An 18,705-nucleotide genomic window follows, 5' to 3' on the forward strand; every position below is an offset into this window, starting at 1 on the left:
CTTGATATCTCTCATATTTTCATTGGCATAAACCAATCCAATTTCCGGCGCTTCACATAACTCCTAAAATTTCCATATGTGCTATAAACTTTAAAATATTTTTCTACATATTCGTAGGTATCTTTTATCGACTTACCACTAAACAGCAATTCTTGTATGCGTGAATAATAAGGGTCAAACATACTCCGCCCTTTTTGATATCTATGACGCAATTTCTTCTCTGTCAAACCATCCTCCTTTCCCCTCCGGCAAAAAAAGCCGGAGGCTGCTTATCGGTTATCCTGATGCCTGTGATACAATGTGCATCCCCACCAGTGTTGATGCTATAACTTTTTTATTTCTTCATAAGGTAATCCCCGTGTATATCCATCCGCCATACTCACCCATACTATATCTGTAAAACCTATCCTTCCAAATCCATACACGTTCCCTTGGCCGGATATCTTTTTCCCGAAATCTTGTACATTGCTAAATCCTACAAGGTCTCCTCTTTTCAAATCCTTAAATTCATTGAGGTTCATATTCTCAAACCCTTTCTATCGCCATGATGCAGTAACCATCAACAATCCCCGTGTAATCTTCCAAAATGTAGGTCACAAGAACCTTGAGCATTTGCCCTGTAAATAGCCCCTCTGCATATTCCATCAACTCAAGAACATCCCCCTCTCGGTAATTCCGGTCATTTTTCTGGAGTTCAAACGTTTTTCTTCCGCTGCTAACCTCCTCAAAGAAGGTCCTTCCAATCTTTATTTTATGTACCTGGTGTCCGCCGTTTGGGGATTCACTTGGAAGTTTTTCCATCCTTTCTTCATCCGCCTGCTGCCTGAGTTTTCTCGCTGTTTCCCTGTCTATTCTATCCTGTTCTTCAGAATACCTCTGTTCTTCTGTTTTTTCAGTCTCCGCCTTATTGATATATTGGTCACACTTCCGGCAGGTGCCAGTCCTTACATTACATGTGGAATAGTTTTTACATGAATAACAGATAGATGTCATACTCTCTGGGTGTGGGGCTTGGTATTCGCTGCCTGCTGCCATCCTGGCTTCATTTCCTGCATTTTCTTCATGATGGCTGCCTGCTGCCGACTGGATCGGATCCTCTGCTTTGTCTGTCTCAAATTCATCTGACTTTTCACTATTCTGGGCTTCTTCTTCGGTGTCAGAATCTGACACCGGCTTTTCTTTTAATCCCTTGATTGTCCGATAAGTCAACTCCCCTGTGTTCTCCAAAATCTCCAGGGCTTTTTTCTGGTCATCCTCCGTCATCCCCGATAGCTCATAAACTGCGGAAAATGTAAGGCGGTTTTTATCCAGCTCTTTCTTGAAATCAGGAATCAGATTGTTATTCACAGCCTCTATCTGTGCTGCCTTTGTATTAGATATATTCAGCAGCTCTGCAATTACCTCCCGAATCCTGCCCGACTGCAGGTTATAGCCTTTCAGTTCAATACCGTTTGCTTTCATTTCTTCCAAAGTCTCTTTTAATTCATTTTCTTCCCTGAGCAGGGTCGCAACATCCTTATTTCGATGGCTGTTAGCTATTATCATAGCTACCTTTTCCTCATGGGATGTGGCAGGTGCAACGACATTGCATGTCACAAATTCAAACTCTTTATACCCTCGTTCTACCAGCAGACGCAGCGCACGCCACCGACGCTCACCGGAAATCAATTTATACTCACCAACGGCTTCAAGCGGCTCATACTTAACGACCAACCCCTCCAATAATCCGATTGCAAGTATCTCCCCTGCTTTCTGCTCAATATCTTCCTGTGGGTAAAAATTATCTTCATTGGCATAAATCTTGAAGATGGACAAATCCCTTGTCCGAAACCTCGCCCTTGGTTCTGTCTCATCTATACCGGCTTTCGTCTGTCTATTTAAAGCGTTCAATACTGTATATCCTGTTGCCATTTTTATACATCCCTCCCTTCGCCTTCTTCCAGTTCCTCCACAAGTTCAGCCACAACATCCCTGTAATCCTTTGAAGCGATACATTTAGGTGAAAATTCCGGAAGGGGCCGCGCCTCTATGGCCGCCCGTTCCGCAATCACAGAACGCCTTATGGTGGTTGAAAATACATCAAACCCTGATGTATTCTTTAACCAGTCCTCAAACTCTAAGGAGGTTTTATTTTTCTGCCGCATGGTCAGCAGCGCTTTTATGCGGAGAGCTGGATGAATCTGCTTTAGTTCTTCAATCTGTTCAGCCATATTCATGATTGCACGCACTTCATAACCGCCTACCTTTATTGGCACAATGACAAGCCCTGCTGCCATCAGGATGTTAATGACCACCATGTCAAACAATCTGCCGCAATCACAAATACAGTAATCGTAAGCGTCTGTAACCTCTCCCAGTGCATCCCTCAGACGGAAGATCTGGTTATCTTCTGATTTCATCAAAAGATTCATGTCCGTCTGCATGAGATATCCGTTTGCAGGAATCATATCTATGTGTGTGAACCTGGTCGCCTTAATTGTGTCTGTGGTATGAAAACTGCCGCCGACACTCACATGCTTCTCTAGCAATTCACTCATGCCGATTCCCTCTGGTTCATAGCATCCATATGTATCAGAGGTATCCCCTTGCTGGTCTCCCTCTATGATTAATACGCGCTTTTTTAATTCCTCACCTAAAATGTAAGCTATGGAATCGGCGCTTGTTGTCTTTCCGATCCCGCCTTTAGGCGACATGACCGCTATAATCTTCATAACCGTCCTCCTGTTCTTCTTCTGGCAGCTTTTCCCAATATGGCGGTATCCCTCCGTACTTCTCAAAAACCTGCTCCCAATCAGAATCTTCCCCTATGTGCTGCCAATATGTGTAGTCCGGTTCTTTCTGTCCGGATACCATTTCATAACCTGTGATAATCCATTTCCCAATCATGACCCTGTCATCCGTCCAGTAATTCCCTTCACTGTCTATATATACATCTATCAGCCATTTCCCACGCTTTACAGTCCCTTCATATTCCGTCCTCAAATGGTCTTTGTACAATTTCCTGCGGCATTTATATAACCTTGCCTCTTTAACGCACTTTTCAAGGTATTCCTGATATTCTGGATTCTTATTCCGGTTACTTATATCTTCTAAATAGTCCTGATAAAGCAGTTCTTCCGGACACTGTGCAAGATAATCCTGTATGTACCCCATCACTGGAAGCCCTCACTTTATTTTTCCATTTTTAATGATACTGTTGTTAGGGAACCCCATGCAGCACTCCCCTATCTTAATACCTGCCTCACGGCAAATGCCCCGCAGACCATCGCCTTCAATATTCTTTGGCAGTTCCAGGTATTCCGTTATTACGTTTACAGCGTCCTCCATGGTATAGCATGTGACTGCATAATGCCCTGCTGCCGCCATATCCTCAAGAAATTCTTTCTGCTTATCTGTCTGGCGGTTGTTTCCGTATTTCATCTCAATATATAACCCGCAGTAGATGCCCTTCGGATATGGAAGGCACAGATCGGATACTCCGGCCTTCACTCCCATCTGCTTTAACTTTATGGCTTCTTGTTTGTTCCTGCTGCCACCGTTCGGACAATGGTGTAGCCATTTTAATTCCGGATAGCGGCTTGTCTGGTGCTGCGCCCATTGTATAAGGCTAATCTGCTCAGTATCTTCACTTCTCTGTGCATATCTTAGATTCATTTCTTTTTCCTTCCTTTCGTGCCGCTTATAATCAATCTTCTATGTACCCCTTTTCCTGTATCCGTCCAATTAAATTTCATCCTTTAAATCCTCCTCTTTATTTGCACCAATGTATAAAATAAAAATTCATATCCATCCTCGGTAATCCCTTCGCTTACGCTTTCTTTATCCAGATACCACCCTTTCGGAACCCTGATATCTTTCCGGAACCGTTCTCCGCGCATAACCTTCTTTTTTGGCTTTGGCCGCTTGAGATTACGGCTACAGTTATATGCCTTCTTTTGTATCTGTTTATCCGTTCTCCTTGTCTTTTGATAATATTTAATGAAATACTCTGCCAGTCTCCGGTACTGCCCCGTATCATCCAAAGGTTTTGATGATACAAATCCATATTTCCACAACTTTTCTATCTTGCGCATATCTATGTCATTGATTACCATATGGATATGTGTCGCACCCCGATCCCCTACTTCAGTTGTCTCCACATACTTCATCTCCTGTCCGTCTTGCTTATAAACTTTACGCATATTCTTAAGGAGTTCCCTTCTGTGGGAGAGTAATGTGTCTATATCGGGAGGTCTGTTTTTTACCGCATAAGAAAATGTTACATATCTGCTCGTTTCATCGAAATTCTCATTCAGTATCCGTGTCAGCTTCCTTACCAACTGCCTGTCATTTACCTTCTGCTGCTTCTCTGAGGTCTCTTTCTCCTTCGGATTCCTCTTTTCTCCCTTCGGCTTGTACCTCTTTGTATAATACTTTGCTATCTCCTTCGTCCTTCCAGCCTTGCATATGCTCTTTATATAAGGCATCCATTACCTCCATGGTTCTTAAGATAATATACTTATCGAGTCTAAACGGGGGCTAAAATTCCCCCGTCTTTCTTGACTTTTCGCCCCACATATGGTACATTGGATACGTAGGTAATATACGTATGGGGGCGGAAGCCTTCGGCACATCTATTGGCCGTAGATGTGCTATTTTTTTGTGTTTTCTTCTTCATTAACAAGTAAAATGCTTTTGACAGACACTTCATAGGCAATCCTCTTTTCTGCCTCTGTCTCCGTTAATTTCTTCATGTATTCCCTACTCTGAATCCTTCCAACAATCTGGACATGCGCGCCAACTTCAAGCCCTGCTGCTAATTCCGCACCCTTTCCCCAACAGATGCATGGGATGTAATCCGACTCTCCATAAGGCCTATTTACAGCAAGCAGAATATCTGTAATCCTCCGGCCTAATGGCGTTTCGCGGTAAAGTGGTTCTTTACATATGTAACCGTCAAGAAAAATATGGTTTGCCGCGGCGGTGTCTGGTTCTTTCCCGATCAACTCTACCCCTTGTCCAAATATGAACAATTTAAGCCTTCGCTTATCCCCGTCTTGCTGGTTGTAAGAACGGTACTGCCCGTTTATCAGGACAAATTGCCCTGTGTATTCTTGTGACATATCAACAGATTCATCTGATATCACCAGCGGAAGTATGTCTATTTCACCGCTATTGCGTCTCACATTCACTTTTGCCTTGTAAAATTTTGTACCATGCGTCTCACATTTAAATACAAACGGGGATACAATATCTCCCATAATACTCACTTGGTTACTTTCAATAAATTCAACTGACATAATCTTAAAATTTTCCTTCCTTTGTATTGTCATCTGCTATTTCGCTATTAAAGCAATGATTAATATAAAAAATGCAAGTAAACTTACTACCGTGCTTGCGACCTGAACTAATTGATAAATCTTCTCGTACATGCTACCTCACCGCCTCTCTTATCCCCACGAGGCTTTCTTCGAGAAATGCCTTGTATGGCTTGTCCGACTGGTTATCGCCTCAAGAGGCGATTTTCTCTAATTCGTATTCAATCGTTACTCCTTCCTGTTCTTCAAGCAGCGATATCAACACTTGTATGATTTTTACCATATCTGGTTCCACTTGCACCACCTCTCTAATATCTATGTATAACTGGTTGTACTTGTTTCCTTTACTTTTATCTTCCTATTATTTATTGATAGGTAATGGTCTTAAGGACGTACCAAGAAAATCAAAAAATAATACTATACAATCTAATAGAATGACTACATCTTCTGCGCCGGCTACTAAATCAGCGTATTGGATACCAAATAGTAGCTCTTTCCTACTGGGCATGTTATTCCACCCAAATGACCATCCTCGTGTAAAAAATAGTTTAGACTACTCGTAACTATCAACCATCCTCCAAATAATTCGTTACGCATCTTTCTCCATCACAGCTTCTTCTCTGAATTAGTCCTTGATAAACTTTCTACTACTTGATATACTGTATTTAGAAAGAAGTTCCTAACTATGAATGAGGATTTTTCAAACATTAATTTATACCATTCCGAAAAAACGAAACTTTTTATTATGCGCTTTAAGAAATGGGTAACAGCCGATTTTCTTGGCCCGTCCTTAAGACCACTACTTAACAATAAATTTATTGTCTGTAATTACCCCTTCACCAATACAAACGAATCTCCAACGTTACATAAAAGCCTGTATACTTTAACTGACAGATATTTCCGTTACTGTGTTTATCGCCGTAACAAATTCTGGGATAGTAAAATCTGGCCCTTCATCATATCCGTTGCAGCTTCCGTTATTACTTCACTACTAACAACACTAGTATTATTAAAATTAGGACTGCAATAATCCTTCTATAGATACACCTGCGCCTATAAAGCATTTAAAAAAACTTTTCTTCTTCTTCCGATATTCCATATAACTCAAAAAATCCGTCACGTTTCTCCACGCCTCCCCCTCCTCCGTCTATGATTGTCCTTACATTCATTACTATTATCGCTATTATTATCAGTATCGCAGCTATTGTAGTACCCTTAATATATTAATCACAAACGCCATTACCGATGTTGCCAGTGCAATTAATGGCAATATCGGTGGTTTCCATCTATCCTCTCTATTCACCTCACATCACCTCCAATACCCTGTGCCTTACTCTAATTTCTCATACCACCTTAGGTTTTATTCCATATAGTTCATTCGGTTCTACCTCAAGGGCATTTGCTATTTTTATTACATCTACATCCGTAATAATTTTTCTGCCATTCAACATATTGCTAAATGTCTTAATATTATATCCAGCTTTCATTCCGATTGCGCCCTGTGCCAAACAGCGCATTTTTATAATTTCTTTCACATTTGCTGCTATAGCTGATTTCACCATTTCACCTCCAAACTCAAATTTCTTTAGTTTAAATGTAATATATATCAAATTTCTTTAGTTGTCAATATTTATTCTAAAGTTTCTTGAATTTTTATCTTTACATATTAAGACTTGTGATGTATATTGAAATAGAAAGAAGGTGATTTATTGGGAATCGGCAAACGTATTAAAGAAGCTAGAGAAAATTTAGGTCTTACTCAAACCGAACTTGGAGAATTGATTGGGGTAACTGGTTCAGCTATTACTAATTACGAAAAAGAAACCAGTCATCCCAAAGAATCCATAATGTATAAACTGTTTGATGCTCTAAATGTAGACGCAAACTACCTTTTTCAAGACGTAGTCAATATTCCAAAAAAAGTAAACGATGTAACTTTATCTGAATTTGAGCATATAAAAAAATACCGGATTCTTGATTCTTATGGTCGGGATCTAGTAGATATGGTGCTTAATAAAGAAACTGAACGTATGGAAGCACTAGAAAAAGATTCACAAAAAGATTCAGAGCCTTTAGAATTTCCAACTTTGGATTCTGAACACTTAACCAGAACCCTCAATTACTACCAACGGCTCGCTTCTGCCGGAACCGGACAGATTGTTTTCGATGATGTGCCTGTAGACTTGATTGAAATCCCTGACATACCAAAATATGACAAGGTCAAATACGCCATCGGAGTTAATGGAGACAGTATGGAACCGCTTTATTACGACGGTGATATTCTTCTGGTAGAACCGATGCAGGATATAAGGGTGGATGATATAGGTCTGTTTATCGTTGATGGGGAGTCCTTGGTAAAAAAGCGTGGAAAGAAATCCTTGATTTCTCTTAATAAAAAGAAACATTATCCAGAGATTCCTATTACCGAGGAAACACGTTGTCTAGGTCGTGTTGTTGATAAAATATCAACATCCAATAGCTCTTTAGACAAACAAAATGAAATTTTTAAACAGTTTAAGGCTTTAGAAACCCAAAATGCGGCTTACGCAGAACTAAACGCAGAAGATATCTCTGCTCTGGAAAAAGGAAGGGACTTACTTTGGGCACAAGCGCTTGGAATTGATAAAAAGGAGAGTAAAAATTCACCAGATATATCTACACTCGATCCAAAAGATTTAGCTGCATTGGAACGCGGAAAAATTAAAATGTTTAAGCCTGAGAAAAATGCATAACTGGAAAAATTTGGAGTATTTGCAAAATTCTATACGGTGCTAAAATGTATATATAATTATACAGTAGGTGATATATATGCATTTTCATAAAAAGGAAAACCGTAGAAAACGTCCTTTAACCAAGGAGGAGGAAAAATTTATCAAATTCTCCGCTTATGACGCGCTAATAGAATTTGATGCAAAAGACCTTCCTGTTTTTCCTGATTTTTGCCAGATCATTGATTCCACTATCTTCATTTTTCCGATGCAGTTCGTGGCGGAGAAAGAAGGACATGCGGAGGACTATTTTTCTGCTGGAGGTAGTGGGGTCGTAATGTATGTTCGCGAGACAGGACACTACATCATTTTATACGATGAACAACTGGACTCAGAGCAAATACGCTGGACATTATCTAAATTGGTATACTATATAAAATCTGGCAATTTAGAAAGCTGTCCAAATATTTTCCACTATGCCGATCACGGCGACTCACTTGAACACTGTACGGCGTTTGCATACCAGTTCACTTGTCCAGACATTGTACTGCATGAATGTGGGATACAGGAGGCCAACGAAATCATAAAACATTGCCAGATACCTTTTTCCTATGCAAATATGAAAAGCCGTTTATTAAAAATGGCGACAAACTCAAAGTCTTTACAATTTGCAGAGAAAATTTTGAAAAAGAATTTTTCTGGATACATAAGCCAGATTCGGCAGAAAACAGGGCTATTTGATTCGCCTAACATAAATAATAACTCTGAGTACTTTCATGAGTCAGAATAAATGTCCCAGTGTTTATATAAATATTCTTAATGTAAGGTCTAACAAAAGAGAAAGAGAGGATATACTATGGATGAAAAGTTAAAAGAAACGCCTCAAGAAGCTCAAACTGAAATAGCTTCTACTAGATTACCGAGTATCCTTCGTAGCTTTAGGGGCAAACCGCGGTTAATTGTGGAAATAGTAGGTATTATTTTAATATTGTCCCTTTCTACTTCACTATCTGGGAAAATATCAAAAGACGATTATGAGTCCTTAAAAAATAACTATGAGTCTTTACAAATCGACCATGAAACTTTGGAGGGTAAATATAACTCCCTACAAACCAAATACAACCAAACTACATCTGATTTGGAATCTGCAAAAACAACTTTAAATGATACACTTTCTGCCTATGCCGAATACCAGACACGGATGCAACCTTTTGATTCGCTAACAGACGAAGAATTAAATACTGTTGCTTCTAGGATTACCCAAACATTAGAAGAAAAACAGGCGGAAGTTCAAGCAGCCGCACAAGCTCAAGCAGCCGCGCAAGCTCAGGCGGAAGCCCAAGCAGCCGCACAAGCTCAGGCGGAAGCTCAACAACAAGTCCAAGGAAGTATGGTCTGGATTCCACGATCAGGTTCAAAGTATCATAGCCGTTCCAGTTGTAGTAACATGAAAGGGCCTACACAGGTAACCTTATCTCAAGCCCAGGCATCCGGCTATGAACCTTGTAAAAAATGCTATTAAACAAAGATGGCTCTCTTAACATTTATCCCAATGATGAGTTAATCAATATAGGAGGGAAAGTGTTGGGGAAAATATAACCACTTCGACATTTATATAAATTTTTCAATGTAAGGTCAGGCAAAAAAGAAAGCGCGAAAAACTTATAAAGAAAAAAAGAATCATTTTGTAACTATTATAAATAATAAATTATGTACTCATTTCATTGACACGTAATATATTATGTATTATTATATATACATAAGGAGGAAGCCATAGTGAAAAGTTACTCATCAAGAGAAGTGCTGAAAATGCTCAAAGACGATGGCTGGTATGAAGTTGGCTGTGACGGAGACCATCACCAATTCAAACATCCAACAAAAAAGGGACGTGTTACAGTTACTCATCCAAGAAAAGATATTCCACTTGGAACACTAAAGAGTATTTCAAAACAATCAGGGGTTATCTTTGCATAGACTCATCTTCTCTTGAAAACTACAGATTGGAGGAATAATCATAGTGAAAGACAGATATTCTTATGTTGCTGTATTTGATTATGCAGAAGACGGGATTAATATTGAATTTCCAGATTTAGAAGGATGTTGTCCCTGCGCCGACAAAGACGATACTGATATGGCATTTAAAAACGCGCAAGAGGCTCTCGGATTACACATCTGGGGAATGGAACAGGACGGCGAGACACTCCCCGTTCCATCATCCATTACAGATATTGAGTTATCCGAAAATCAGATTCCAGCGCTTATTCATGTTTTCATGCCGCCGATTCGTGAACGTATCAACAGCAAATTTGTTAAGAAAACGTTATCCCTTCCCGCCTGGCTTGCGGCCCAGGCTGATAAGGATGGGGTAAACTGTTCAAAATTATTTCAAAATGCATTAATTGAATATCTCGGAATTAAAAAACCAGCACAACCTTTATAATGTAAGGTCAAACAAAATGGGACGGAATACTTATGAGAAAAATAATAATTGTTTTACTATTGTGTGTATTTTCTATTGATTTAACAGCTTGCAGTAACAATGGAGTTGACACTCCCAAAGAGTCTATAGAAAAAAACAATGAATATAACATAGAAGATTTTGGCCCTCTATATGATAAAACTAACAAGCTCTTTGAAAAAGAATCTGAATATTTAACTAAGGAAGAACTGGTTGGAGATAAAGCCTATTCTATTTATGAAAAATGTTCAAAGGAAATCGGACTACCATTTAATGAAACAATTACTTTACGAGGGAAAAAAGAAAGTTCTCTCTCTGGTTTTAATATAACCTCTGCGGACGGTGAATATTCTATTAGTTGCTTTTTTAGTGAAGGAACTCCGAACGATAGTTTATTTATAAAAGATGGGGAAAATATTGTAGTAAGTGGCGTTTTTTCAGAAAATGTAGATTCTTATGGATGTTTAACCAATGTAACTATAGAATTGCCCCAAAATATTGATATTATCTATGAAAATAACATTGACAGTGTACTTTCCGATTATGAAAATATTTCTGGAACAAGTATTGTACAAGGCGAACTCGATTCGATTCTATCTTTAGAAGAATTTGAACATGGCATAGAATTAATGAGTTATGCAACCTACGAACACCAAGATAACTATTTTGATACCGTTGCAAGTTTAAAAGGCGAAGAAGGGTCAATCTTTTTTATGTATAACAAAGAAAACTACACAGATTTAAAAGTTGGTGATAAAGTTGTTATATCGGGATTCGTAGATGATCTTATCCATGTGACAGATATCGACGGGAAAATAGAGGTCATTAGTGGATTAATGGGTAATATCTATGAAATTTACATATTTAATTGAATGGATAGTTTCCCAAAACAATGGAATTTAGATTAGAAGGTATTACATGTACAAATATAAACGTATTATTTATTGGTCCGATGATGACAACGCTTTTATCGTGGAAGTGCCTGAATTTCCCTGCTGTATAGCAGACGGTAAAACTATCGAAGAAGCTATTGCTAATGCTGAGGTCATTATAAAGGAATAGATAGATGTCACCCTAGAAAGAGGACTTGAAGTCCCAGAACCTAAGGGACGCTTAATGTACGCTTAATAGCAAGAAATAAGCATCAACGAAGATCAAAAATGGGGAAGATATAACCACTTCAGCGTTTATATAAATCTCTCATTGTAAGGTCTAACAAAAGAGAAAGAGAGGAATATATAAATGAAAGACTTGGCTATAATTGGACGTCTTATCGCATTTGTAGTTTTTCCAATCGGATTGCTTTTTTTATTATTCAACCTATGTATTGGACTCTTGATTATAATAGCGAGTATTGTCGTGTGGAATATTTGTGGGTATTATCTAACTAAAAACGCAATTTAGAAGATCAACTTAAAAGCGAAATAGAAAAAATTATAGGTAACAAAATAACAGCATTTTTTATGAATGGAAAGTTATATAGAGTAAGCCCTCCAAATAGCGAAAGCTATTATGATGCAAAATATATAGTATCAGATAATAAACTATATGACTTGGAAAATATTGAGGATATTACAAGAATACCGATACCAGAGTTTAAACAAATGGGACACGATAACTATGGTGTAACCGGATTATTAGATTATGTCTTGCGAATGAAGGCCGGCGCATTTTATAACAGAAAAGAAAAAGAGCTGTGTTCTGCTTGCTTATGGAAAGCAACAGAAATGATGTTCTGTGATTCTTTATGTTCTTGGAGTAAACGAGATTATATTAGGTTGATATATTGGCACATGGATCTTGGCATGGATGATGAGGCAGAGCGTGCAAAAAAATACCTAGAGAGTAAAGGCATGATATTTACAGAGCATGAAATACGAGAAAGGAAATATGCTTCTTCCATGCAGTCAAAAAATCCAGTTCAAAGGAAACATGAAAAACCAAAAGATAAGATAAGTCAAATCGAAAAAGAACACATCATGGTTAAAAATGTGACAACTGATGATATGCAAAAATTGAATATGCCATTTGTATGCAATACAGAGATTAAGAAAGATATACGCGAAGAAGGTCATCCATTTGCATATATGGAAATATTGGGGGAAAATATCAGCATTGTCAAGGCTGAAATCAAAAAAATGAATGCGGTAATAAAAGAAAGTATAAAGGCATATTCATCAATACCACAAGATTTAAGGATCCCTGAGAATGAGATTGTTTTTCAACCCCAAAATTACGGATATACACGGATAATGTGTACTCCTAAAACATTTACTGGGAGACCCTCAAAATATCCTTATTCGTTATTTTTTTGTACCGACCTATCAAAATCTGGGAATACTAGACACGGAGAATTGTACTATGGAAAAGACGGAACTATTCAAAAAGCAACCGTTTGTTTTTGGGAAAATAGTAATGGATTCTTTTTAAACTTCAAAATGATAGATGGAAAGCTAACATTTACAGGCTTGGGACAAAATAAACCGGAATGGTAAGGTTGGTGATAAACGCATTTATATGAATTTATCCAAATTTTAAGAATAGTTATAGAAAGGACGTGACAACATGTCAATGCCACAGGAACGCATTTATACATCTGAAGACTACTGGAACCTTCCAGAAGGCCAGCGGGCGGAACTGATTGACGGAAAGCTGTACGCCATGACGCCGCCAAACTTTATACATCAGAAAATTAGCTTCTCTCTTGCCCGTAAGATTGCGGATTATATAGATACCAATAAGGGAAGCTGTGAAGTTGTTCCTGCACCTTTCGCAGTAAATCTTGATGCAAATGATAAGACATGGGTTGAACCCGATATATCCGTTATTTGCGATAAGTCAAAAATCACAGAAAAAGGTTGTAAAGGCGCACCGGACTGGGTGGTTGAAGTAGTCTCTCCAAGCACCCAGAGCAGAGATTATCTTAAAAAATTATGGCTTTATCAGAATACCGGAGTCCGTGAGTACTGGATCGTAAACCCAATCATGAAAAATGTACAGGTTTATACTTTTGGCGACGAGGGGAATTCCTCTCAGTTTTCTTTTGATAATGAGATATCCTCTCACACATTTAATGGCTTAACTATTAAAATCGCAGATTTACTATAACGTAATACGCCTCTGAAAAGCCGTCCCTTTCACCAGGAACGGCTTCACAGAGGTGTATCCAAAGATGTACAGCCATAGTTTATCACAGACACATTGTATCATCTTCGGTGACAGACAGCAAGAGACTGTCTGTTATTTTTTATACTATCTTTACATAAAATAACAAAAGGAAGTGATAATCATGACGCAGAAAGTCATTCGCAGCGCAATCTATATCCGTGTCAGCACGGCTGAACAGATGGTTCACGGTAAATCCCTGCAGGCACAACAGGAGTGTCTGGAACGCTATGCCCATGAGCATAATATGACAGTGGCAGGCATTTACGCTGATGAAGGCAAAACGGCACGTAAGGAGTTAAAAAAGCGCAAAGCGATACATTCCCTGCTTTTAGATGTAAAGGCAGGGGAAATTGATACGATACTATTCTGGCGGTTAGACAGATGGTTCCGTAACCTTTCAGACTTCTACAAAGTTCAGGATGTTCTGGATGAATACGGCGTCAACTGGATATCCGTATCCGAGCCTGGCATCAATATGGAAACACGCGATGGGCGGCTCCAGCTCAATGTTGTCCTTTCTATTGGACAAAATGAAGTAGATACCACCAGTGAGCGTATTCGATTCGTTAATGAAGCTTCGATTCGTCAGGGAAAACTTATTTTCGGTAATGCCAACATGCCTCTTGGCTATAAAGCTGATGTTGTGGATGGCAAGAAGTGTATGGTCAAGGACCCTGAAGCCGAAGCAATGGTTAATGATTTCTTTTTGTATTTTAAAACACATCAATCAAAAACGGGAACTGTGAAATACATGCAGAATACATATGGAATAGATTTTTCTTATTCTATGCTTCGTACCATGCTGAGCAGCGAATTTTATAAGGGGACTTATCGAGGATTTCCTTACTGCCCTGCCTACCTGACAGAGCAGGAATGGGAAGATATTCAACAGATTGCTCATAAAAATATTAAACAGACTCCTTCCGGAAGAATCTATCTGTTTTCCAGCCTAATGCGCTGCCCTGAATGTGGCCAATTATTATGCGGTACCGGATGTTCTTCAATCATCAACAGAAAGACCCGTGAGAAGCGTACATATTGTTACTATCGCTGCAACCGCGCGGCAATCGACAAATTATGTAAAAACCGTCACAGAGTAAGCCAAAACTTGATTGAACAGTATTTACTTGACAATCTTGAGGACGAATATAGAAAATATCGGATGCGCTGTGAAAAGATTGAAGAAAAAAAGAAAAAAATCAAAAAATCAAAAACACCTGAAAAACTCCAACGTGAATTAGAACGGTTGAATCTTCTTTTTCAGAAGGATCGGATTGATTGGGAATATTATAACAAAGAATATGACCGGATTGAGAATGAATTGAAGGAGTTGTCCCCGATCCAGCCGGTAGAGCAGCGCGATTACTCCCATCTGGAAAAAATCTTAGACACCAATTTCAAGTCTATGTACGGGAATTTGACACCTGAGAATCGCCGTGCTTTCTGGCGGTCTACACTCAAAGAGATACACCTGAAAGATGACTGCACGGTTAATTATATAGATTTTTTGTAAAATGTCTTGTATTAACTATATGGTTCCATTTGGTGCCGACAAAACAATGACCGCCGTAATCTCCGGAAGCGCAGACATTGGCTTCATGGGCTCAGAAGCTTCCATCTATACTTATAACGAAGGCGCCAACGACTATGTGGTGAACTTCGCGCAACTGACACAACGCGCCGGAAACTTCCTGGTGGCACGGGAGGAGATGCCGGATTTCACCTGGGACGCCCTCAGGGGAACAAACGTTCTCGGCGGACGTAAAGGCGGAATGCCTGAAATGGTATTTGAATTTATCCTAAAACAACACGGCATCGACCCAGCCAATGATGTGAACATTGACCAGAGCATCGACTTCGGCTCCACAGCCGCCGCATTCGCAGAAAATCAGGGCGACTTCACAGTTGAATTCGAGCCAGGAGCAACAACCCTGGAAAAAGAAGGCAAGGGCTACGTCGTAGCCTCTCTGGGAACCGACAGCGGCTATGTTCCCTACACCGCCTTCTCAGCAAAGAAAAGCTACATGGAGGACCACCCCGAAATAATCCAAGGCTTCACCAACGCTCTGCAAAAAGGCATGGACTACGTGCAGTCACATACACCGGAGGAGATTGCAGCCATCATCGCGCCTCAATTCAAAGAGACAGACCAGGAAACCATCACCACCATCGTCACACGCTACTACGACCAGGATACCTGGAAAGAAAATCTGATTTTTGAAGAAGAAAGCTTCAATCTCCTTCAGGATATCCTTGAGGAAGCCGGAGAACTAAGCGAACGCGCCCCATATAAAGATCTCGTAACAACAGAATTTGCCGAAAAAGCAACGAAATAACCCCACATAATAGCAGCAAATTCTACCTAATATGGTAATATCCAAAACAGGGGACTGTCGAACGACAGTCCCCCAATAGTATTTCCATTCAACAACGCCAATGCTTTTGCTGCGCTCTTATCTCCGGTTCTGCTCCTCCACAAGATGGGCGGCCCCGTACATTTCTCTTAACCTTGGCTTCTCAATCTTCCCTGTCGCGTTACGCGGCACATCTGCAAAAATCACCTTCCTGGGGCGCTTATATCTCGGCAGCTTCTTACAGAACTGACTGATATCCTCCTCCATACAGATTACCCCTGGCTTCAACGAGATAATCGCCGCCGCAATCTCTCCCAGCCGTTCATCCGGCAGCCCGATTACGGCAACATCCAGAACCGCTTCATTGGTACGCAGGAAATCTTCAATCTGCACAGGATAGATATTCTCACCACCGCTGATAATCACGTCCTTCTTACGGTCAACCAAGAAAATAAAGCCATCCTCATCCTCCATGGCCATATCGCCCGTATAAAGCCATCCGTCATGGAGCACCTCTTCTGTCGCCTTCTTGTCATTAAAATATTCCACCATAACCCCAGGGCCTTTGACCGCAAGCTCTCCAGTCTCTCCCTGCTTCACAGGGTTCCCGCCTTCATCAATAATCTTGGTCTGCCAGCCAAACCCAGCCTTACCTATGGCGCCTACTTTATGAATATTCTCCACTCCAAGGTGCACGCATCCCGGCCCAATAGATTCACTCAAGCCATAGTTGGTATCATACTGATGATGAGGGAAATATTCCTTCCAGTGCTTAATCAGACTCGGCGGAACCGGCTGAGCCCCGATATGCATGAGCCTCCACTGTTCAAGCTGGTACATCTCAAGCTTTACATCCCCGTTATCCAGAGCCAGCAGAAGATCCTGAGCCCAGGGAACCAGAAGCCACACAATGGAACACTTCTCCTCTGAAACAGCGCGCAAAATAAACTCCGGATTAGTACCCTTTAACAGCACAGCCTTCCCGCCGGTTAAAAAGCTTCCGAACCAGTGCATCTTCGCCCCTGTATGGTACAACGGCGGAATACATAGGAATACGTCGTCCTTGGTCTGCCCGTGGTGGTTCTGCTCTACCTTGGCAGAATGCACCAACGCCTCATGGGTATGTAAGATTGCCTTGGGAAATCCCGTAGTACCCGATGAGAAATAGATTGCCGCATAATCATCGTCATTAATATCAATCCTTGGAGATTGGCTAGAGCAGTTAGCTGAGTGCATGGTATAATCCTCCGCAAACCCCGGACAGCCATCTCCCACATAGTACAAAAGTCGGTGCTTGCTGATATTGTCCGCAATCTCCTCCACACGGCCGATAAACTCCGGCCCGAACACCAGCACGTCCACCTCTGCCAATTCCACGCAGTACTGAATTTCCTCCGCCGAATACCGGAAGTTAAGGGGCACCGCAAGAGCGCCTGTCTTCAAAATCCCGAAATAGATGGGAAGCCACTCCAGACAGTTCATCAGCAGGATTGCCACCTTATCTCCCTTCTTAATCCCCCGTTCCAAAAGAAGGTTGGCAAAACGGTTTGATTTCTCGTTAAAAACATTCCATGTAATCTCCCGCCTGTAATAAGAGGCACGCACAGGCTCAATCAGCTCGTACTCCTTCCATGTCACACGTCTGGTCTCCGGCATCTCCGGATTAATCTCCACCAGACAAACATCCTCTCCGTACAGACGGCAGTTTTTCTCCAAAATATCTGTAATTGGCATTGGAAAACCCCTTTCTCGCGCTTTAATGCTTTTACTCATTAAAGTACATGATACATAATCCAAGAAAAAAAGTCAATGCCTAAATCGCTTTACTCAATTACTATTATTGAAACTTTATTACTGAATGGTATTGCTGAATTGCTTTTTATTGAATTGCTTCCCTGCGCGTCTGCTTCTTATACTGCTGCCGGTATTCCCTGGGGGACATTCCGTAAACACCCTTAAACGCTCTGGAAAAATGCAGCAGGTTTGGATAACCCACAGACGCACCCACATCGCCAATCGGCGCATTACTCGCCGTAAGCTCTGCCGCAGCCCTCTCCATGCGGAAGCTGATTAGAAATCTCTGAGGGGACTGCCCTGTAATTGATTTAAAAACCTTGCCAAAATAACTCCGATCCAGCCAGCACTGTCTTGCCAATTCTTCTACTGATATGTGCCGGAAATAGTTTTGTTTAATGTACCGAACCGCACCCTCCACATACTCCTCGCTGGTGCGGCCTTCTGTCGCCTGCCGCCGAAACTTAGACGTCCGAATCAGGCTGTCCATAAAAAGATAGAGATATCCCGTCGTCCGAAGGGGGCATTCCTCCTCGCTTCTTACCAACTCCATCATACTGGAAAAAAGCTCATCTCCTCCTCTTGGATCTTCGGGAAAATATACTGGCTGGTCAGAGGACAAGCCGGACATAATCACATACTCTTCAGCCCTCAGCCCTCCAAATTCCACCCACACATATTCCCACTCCCCGTCCGGAGACACTTCGCTGTTCTCCTCCGGTCCGATTAAAAACCCAGTCTTTTCAGACAGCGCGTGAAGGCAAGATGGTTCTTTTTCTATTCGCAAAACGCCTCTGCCTGAAATGATGTAACAAAAAAGATAATGACCGCCAGATTCATACTGCTTGATCTGTAGCGGACATCGTTTTTCATACCCGCATCGATAGATCGACAAATCCATAAAGCTTCCCACTCCTTAATTTGTA

General features: G+C 40.8%; 21 protein-coding genes and 1 pseudogene. 11 read left to right on the forward strand and 11 right to left on the reverse strand.

Features of this window, described 5'->3' with window-relative positions; all coding sequences use genetic code 11:
• Positions 1–11: 11 nt before the first annotated feature.
• The 9 genes from GN277_RS18325 to GN277_RS18365 all read right to left on the reverse strand — a co-directional run bounded on the left by GN277_RS18325 (position 12) and on the right by GN277_RS18365 (position 6,859).
• Entirely contained in the window at positions 12–227 is a 216-nt protein-coding gene (locus GN277_RS18325; protein WP_159752443.1) for a hypothetical protein, read from the reverse strand.
• A gap of 96 nt (positions 228–323) precedes the next feature.
• Positions 324–521 carry a hypothetical protein gene (locus GN277_RS18330; RefSeq protein ID WP_159752445.1) on the reverse strand — a complete coding sequence of 66 codons (198 nt, stop codon included), beginning with the start codon at positions 519–521 and terminating at the stop codon, positions 324–326.
• A gap of 4 nt (positions 522–525) precedes the next feature.
• Complete coding sequence (locus GN277_RS18335) at positions 526–1,911, reverse strand: ParB/RepB/Spo0J family partition protein (protein ID WP_159752447.1); 1,386 nt, start codon at positions 1,909–1,911, stop codon at positions 526–528.
• Between the two features lie 2 nt (positions 1,912–1,913).
• Positions 1,914–2,711: a ParA family protein gene (locus tag GN277_RS18340; RefSeq protein WP_159752449.1), complete on the reverse strand. Its 798-nt coding sequence runs from the start codon at positions 2,709–2,711 to the stop codon at positions 1,914–1,916.
• Complete coding sequence (locus GN277_RS18345; protein ID WP_159752451.1) at positions 2,683–3,153, reverse strand: hypothetical protein; 471 nt, start codon at positions 3,151–3,153, stop codon at positions 2,683–2,685. The genes GN277_RS18340 and GN277_RS18345 overlap by 29 nt, the downstream gene beginning before the upstream one ends.
• A 12-nt stretch (positions 3,154–3,165) precedes the next feature.
• A complete protein-coding gene (locus tag GN277_RS18350; protein ID WP_159752453.1) occupies positions 3,166–3,654 on the reverse strand; it encodes a VRR-NUC domain-containing protein in 489 nt (162 codons plus the stop codon).
• An 83-nt stretch (positions 3,655–3,737) separates the two neighbouring features.
• Positions 3,738–4,466 (reverse strand): rolling circle replication-associated protein, encoded by a 729-nt coding sequence (locus GN277_RS18355; RefSeq protein WP_159752455.1) that lies wholly within the window; start codon positions 4,464–4,466, stop codon positions 3,738–3,740.
• Between the two features lie 165 nt (positions 4,467–4,631).
• The gene (locus GN277_RS18360) at positions 4,632–5,279 is read right to left on the reverse strand and encodes a single-stranded DNA-binding protein (protein ID WP_159752457.1); all 648 of its coding nucleotides are present in this window, start codon (positions 5,277–5,279) and stop codon (positions 4,632–4,634) included.
• A 1,361-nt stretch (positions 5,280–6,640) separates the two neighbouring features.
• Entirely contained in the window at positions 6,641–6,859 is a 219-nt protein-coding gene (locus GN277_RS18365; protein ID WP_159752459.1) for a helix-turn-helix domain-containing protein, read from the reverse strand.
• 147 nt (positions 6,860–7,006) lie between these two features.
• Here GN277_RS18365 and GN277_RS18370 point away from each other — a divergent pair, with 147 nt between their 5' ends.
• The 11 genes and pseudogenes from GN277_RS18370 to GN277_RS18420 form a co-directional block, all read left to right on the forward strand.
• Complete coding sequence (locus tag GN277_RS18370) at positions 7,007–8,029, forward strand: XRE family transcriptional regulator (protein WP_159752461.1); 1,023 nt, start codon at positions 7,007–7,009, stop codon at positions 8,027–8,029.
• 76 nt (positions 8,030–8,105) lie between these two features.
• Positions 8,106–8,795 (forward strand): hypothetical protein, encoded by a 690-nt coding sequence (locus GN277_RS18375; protein WP_159752463.1) that lies wholly within the window; start codon positions 8,106–8,108, stop codon positions 8,793–8,795.
• A gap of 66 nt (positions 8,796–8,861) precedes the next feature.
• A complete protein-coding gene (locus tag GN277_RS18380; protein ID WP_159752465.1) occupies positions 8,862–9,527 on the forward strand; it encodes a hypothetical protein in 666 nt (221 codons plus the stop codon).
• Between the two features lie 254 nt (positions 9,528–9,781).
• Entirely contained in the window at positions 9,782–9,979 is a 198-nt protein-coding gene (locus GN277_RS18385; RefSeq protein ID WP_159752467.1) for a type II toxin-antitoxin system HicA family toxin, read from the forward strand.
• Positions 9,980–10,022: 43 nt separating this feature from the next.
• Positions 10,023–10,445 (forward strand): type II toxin-antitoxin system HicB family antitoxin, encoded by a 423-nt coding sequence (locus tag GN277_RS18390; RefSeq protein ID WP_159752469.1) that lies wholly within the window; start codon positions 10,023–10,025, stop codon positions 10,443–10,445.
• Positions 10,446–10,477: 32 nt separating this feature from the next.
• A complete protein-coding gene (locus GN277_RS18395) occupies positions 10,478–11,335 on the forward strand; it encodes a hypothetical protein (RefSeq protein WP_159752471.1) in 858 nt (285 codons plus the stop codon).
• 46 nt (positions 11,336–11,381) lie between these two features.
• A complete protein-coding gene (locus GN277_RS18400) occupies positions 11,382–11,525 on the forward strand; it encodes a type II toxin-antitoxin system HicB family antitoxin (RefSeq protein WP_322101261.1) in 144 nt (47 codons plus the stop codon).
• Between the two features lie 401 nt (positions 11,526–11,926).
• Positions 11,927–12,958, forward strand: a complete 1,032-nt coding sequence (locus GN277_RS18405; protein ID WP_159752473.1) for a hypothetical protein — start codon at positions 11,927–11,929, stop codon at positions 12,956–12,958.
• A gap of 70 nt (positions 12,959–13,028) precedes the next feature.
• A complete protein-coding gene (locus GN277_RS18410; RefSeq protein ID WP_159752475.1) occupies positions 13,029–13,571 on the forward strand; it encodes a Uma2 family endonuclease in 543 nt (180 codons plus the stop codon).
• Between the two features lie 181 nt (positions 13,572–13,752).
• Entirely contained in the window at positions 13,753–15,144 is a 1,392-nt protein-coding gene (locus GN277_RS18415) for a recombinase family protein (protein WP_159752477.1), read from the forward strand.
• 25 nt (positions 15,145–15,169) lie between these two features.
• Positions 15,170–15,967: pseudogene (locus tag GN277_RS18420) on the forward strand (ABC transporter substrate-binding protein); the annotation flags it as partial.
• 117 nt (positions 15,968–16,084) lie between these two features.
• Here GN277_RS18420 and GN277_RS18425 read toward each other — a convergent pair.
• Together GN277_RS18425 and GN277_RS18430 are read right to left on the reverse strand one after the other, a co-directional pair.
• On the reverse strand, positions 16,085–17,719 hold the full coding sequence (locus GN277_RS18425) for a class I adenylate-forming enzyme family protein (protein ID WP_159752479.1): 1,635 nt from the start codon (positions 17,717–17,719) through the stop codon (positions 16,085–16,087).
• Between the two features lie 145 nt (positions 17,720–17,864).
• Complete coding sequence (locus tag GN277_RS18430; protein ID WP_159752481.1) at positions 17,865–18,680, reverse strand: AraC family transcriptional regulator; 816 nt, start codon at positions 18,678–18,680, stop codon at positions 17,865–17,867.
• Positions 18,681–18,705: the final 25 nt, after the last annotated feature.

Origin of the sequence: Sporofaciens musculi (genome assembly GCF_009830285.1) — a bacterium.
In the GTDB taxonomy this organism is placed as follows: Bacteria; Bacillota; Clostridia; order Lachnospirales; family Lachnospiraceae; genus Sporofaciens; species Sporofaciens musculi.

Bases quoted from the DNA above. Each gene is read 5' to 3' on its own strand.
- GN277_RS18330 (WP_159752445.1), bottom strand. From the start codon at position 521: ATGAACCTCAATGAATTTAAGGATTTGAAAAGAGGAGACCTTGTAGGA.
- GN277_RS18335 (WP_159752447.1), bottom strand. From the start codon at position 1,911: ATGGCAACAGGATATACAGTATTGAACGCTTTAAATAGACAGACGAAA.
- GN277_RS18340 (WP_159752449.1), bottom strand. From the start codon at position 2,711: ATGAAGATTATAGCGGTCATGTCGCCTAAAGGCGGGATCGGAAAGACA.
- GN277_RS18345 (WP_159752451.1), bottom strand. From the start codon at position 3,153: ATGGGGTACATACAGGATTATCTTGCACAGTGTCCGGAAGAACTGCTT.
- GN277_RS18350 (WP_159752453.1), bottom strand. From the start codon at position 3,654: ATGAATCTAAGATATGCACAGAGAAGTGAAGATACTGAGCAGATTAGC.
- GN277_RS18355 (WP_159752455.1), bottom strand. From the start codon at position 4,466: ATGCCTTATATAAAGAGCATATGCAAGGCTGGAAGGACGAAGGAGATA.
- GN277_RS18360 (WP_159752457.1), bottom strand. From the start codon at position 5,279: ATGTCAGTTGAATTTATTGAAAGTAACCAAGTGAGTATTATGGGAGAT.
- GN277_RS18365 (WP_159752459.1), bottom strand. From the start codon at position 6,859: ATGGTGAAATCAGCTATAGCAGCAAATGTGAAAGAAATTATAAAAATG.
- GN277_RS18375 (WP_159752463.1), top strand. From the start codon at position 8,106: ATGCATTTTCATAAAAAGGAAAACCGTAGAAAACGTCCTTTAACCAAG.
- GN277_RS18380 (WP_159752465.1), top strand. From the start codon at position 8,862: ATGGATGAAAAGTTAAAAGAAACGCCTCAAGAAGCTCAAACTGAAATA.
- GN277_RS18395 (WP_159752471.1), top strand. From the start codon at position 10,478: ATGAGAAAAATAATAATTGTTTTACTATTGTGTGTATTTTCTATTGAT.
- GN277_RS18400 (WP_322101261.1), top strand. From the start codon at position 11,382: ATGTACAAATATAAACGTATTATTTATTGGTCCGATGATGACAACGCT.
- GN277_RS18405 (WP_159752473.1), top strand. From the start codon at position 11,927: ATGAATGGAAAGTTATATAGAGTAAGCCCTCCAAATAGCGAAAGCTAT.
- GN277_RS18410 (WP_159752475.1), top strand. From the start codon at position 13,029: ATGTCAATGCCACAGGAACGCATTTATACATCTGAAGACTACTGGAAC.
- GN277_RS18415 (WP_159752477.1), top strand. From the start codon at position 13,753: ATGACGCAGAAAGTCATTCGCAGCGCAATCTATATCCGTGTCAGCACG.
- GN277_RS18425 (WP_159752479.1), bottom strand. From the start codon at position 17,719: ATGCCAATTACAGATATTTTGGAGAAAAACTGCCGTCTGTACGGAGAG.
- GN277_RS18430 (WP_159752481.1), bottom strand. From the start codon at position 18,680: ATGGATTTGTCGATCTATCGATGCGGGTATGAAAAACGATGTCCGCTA.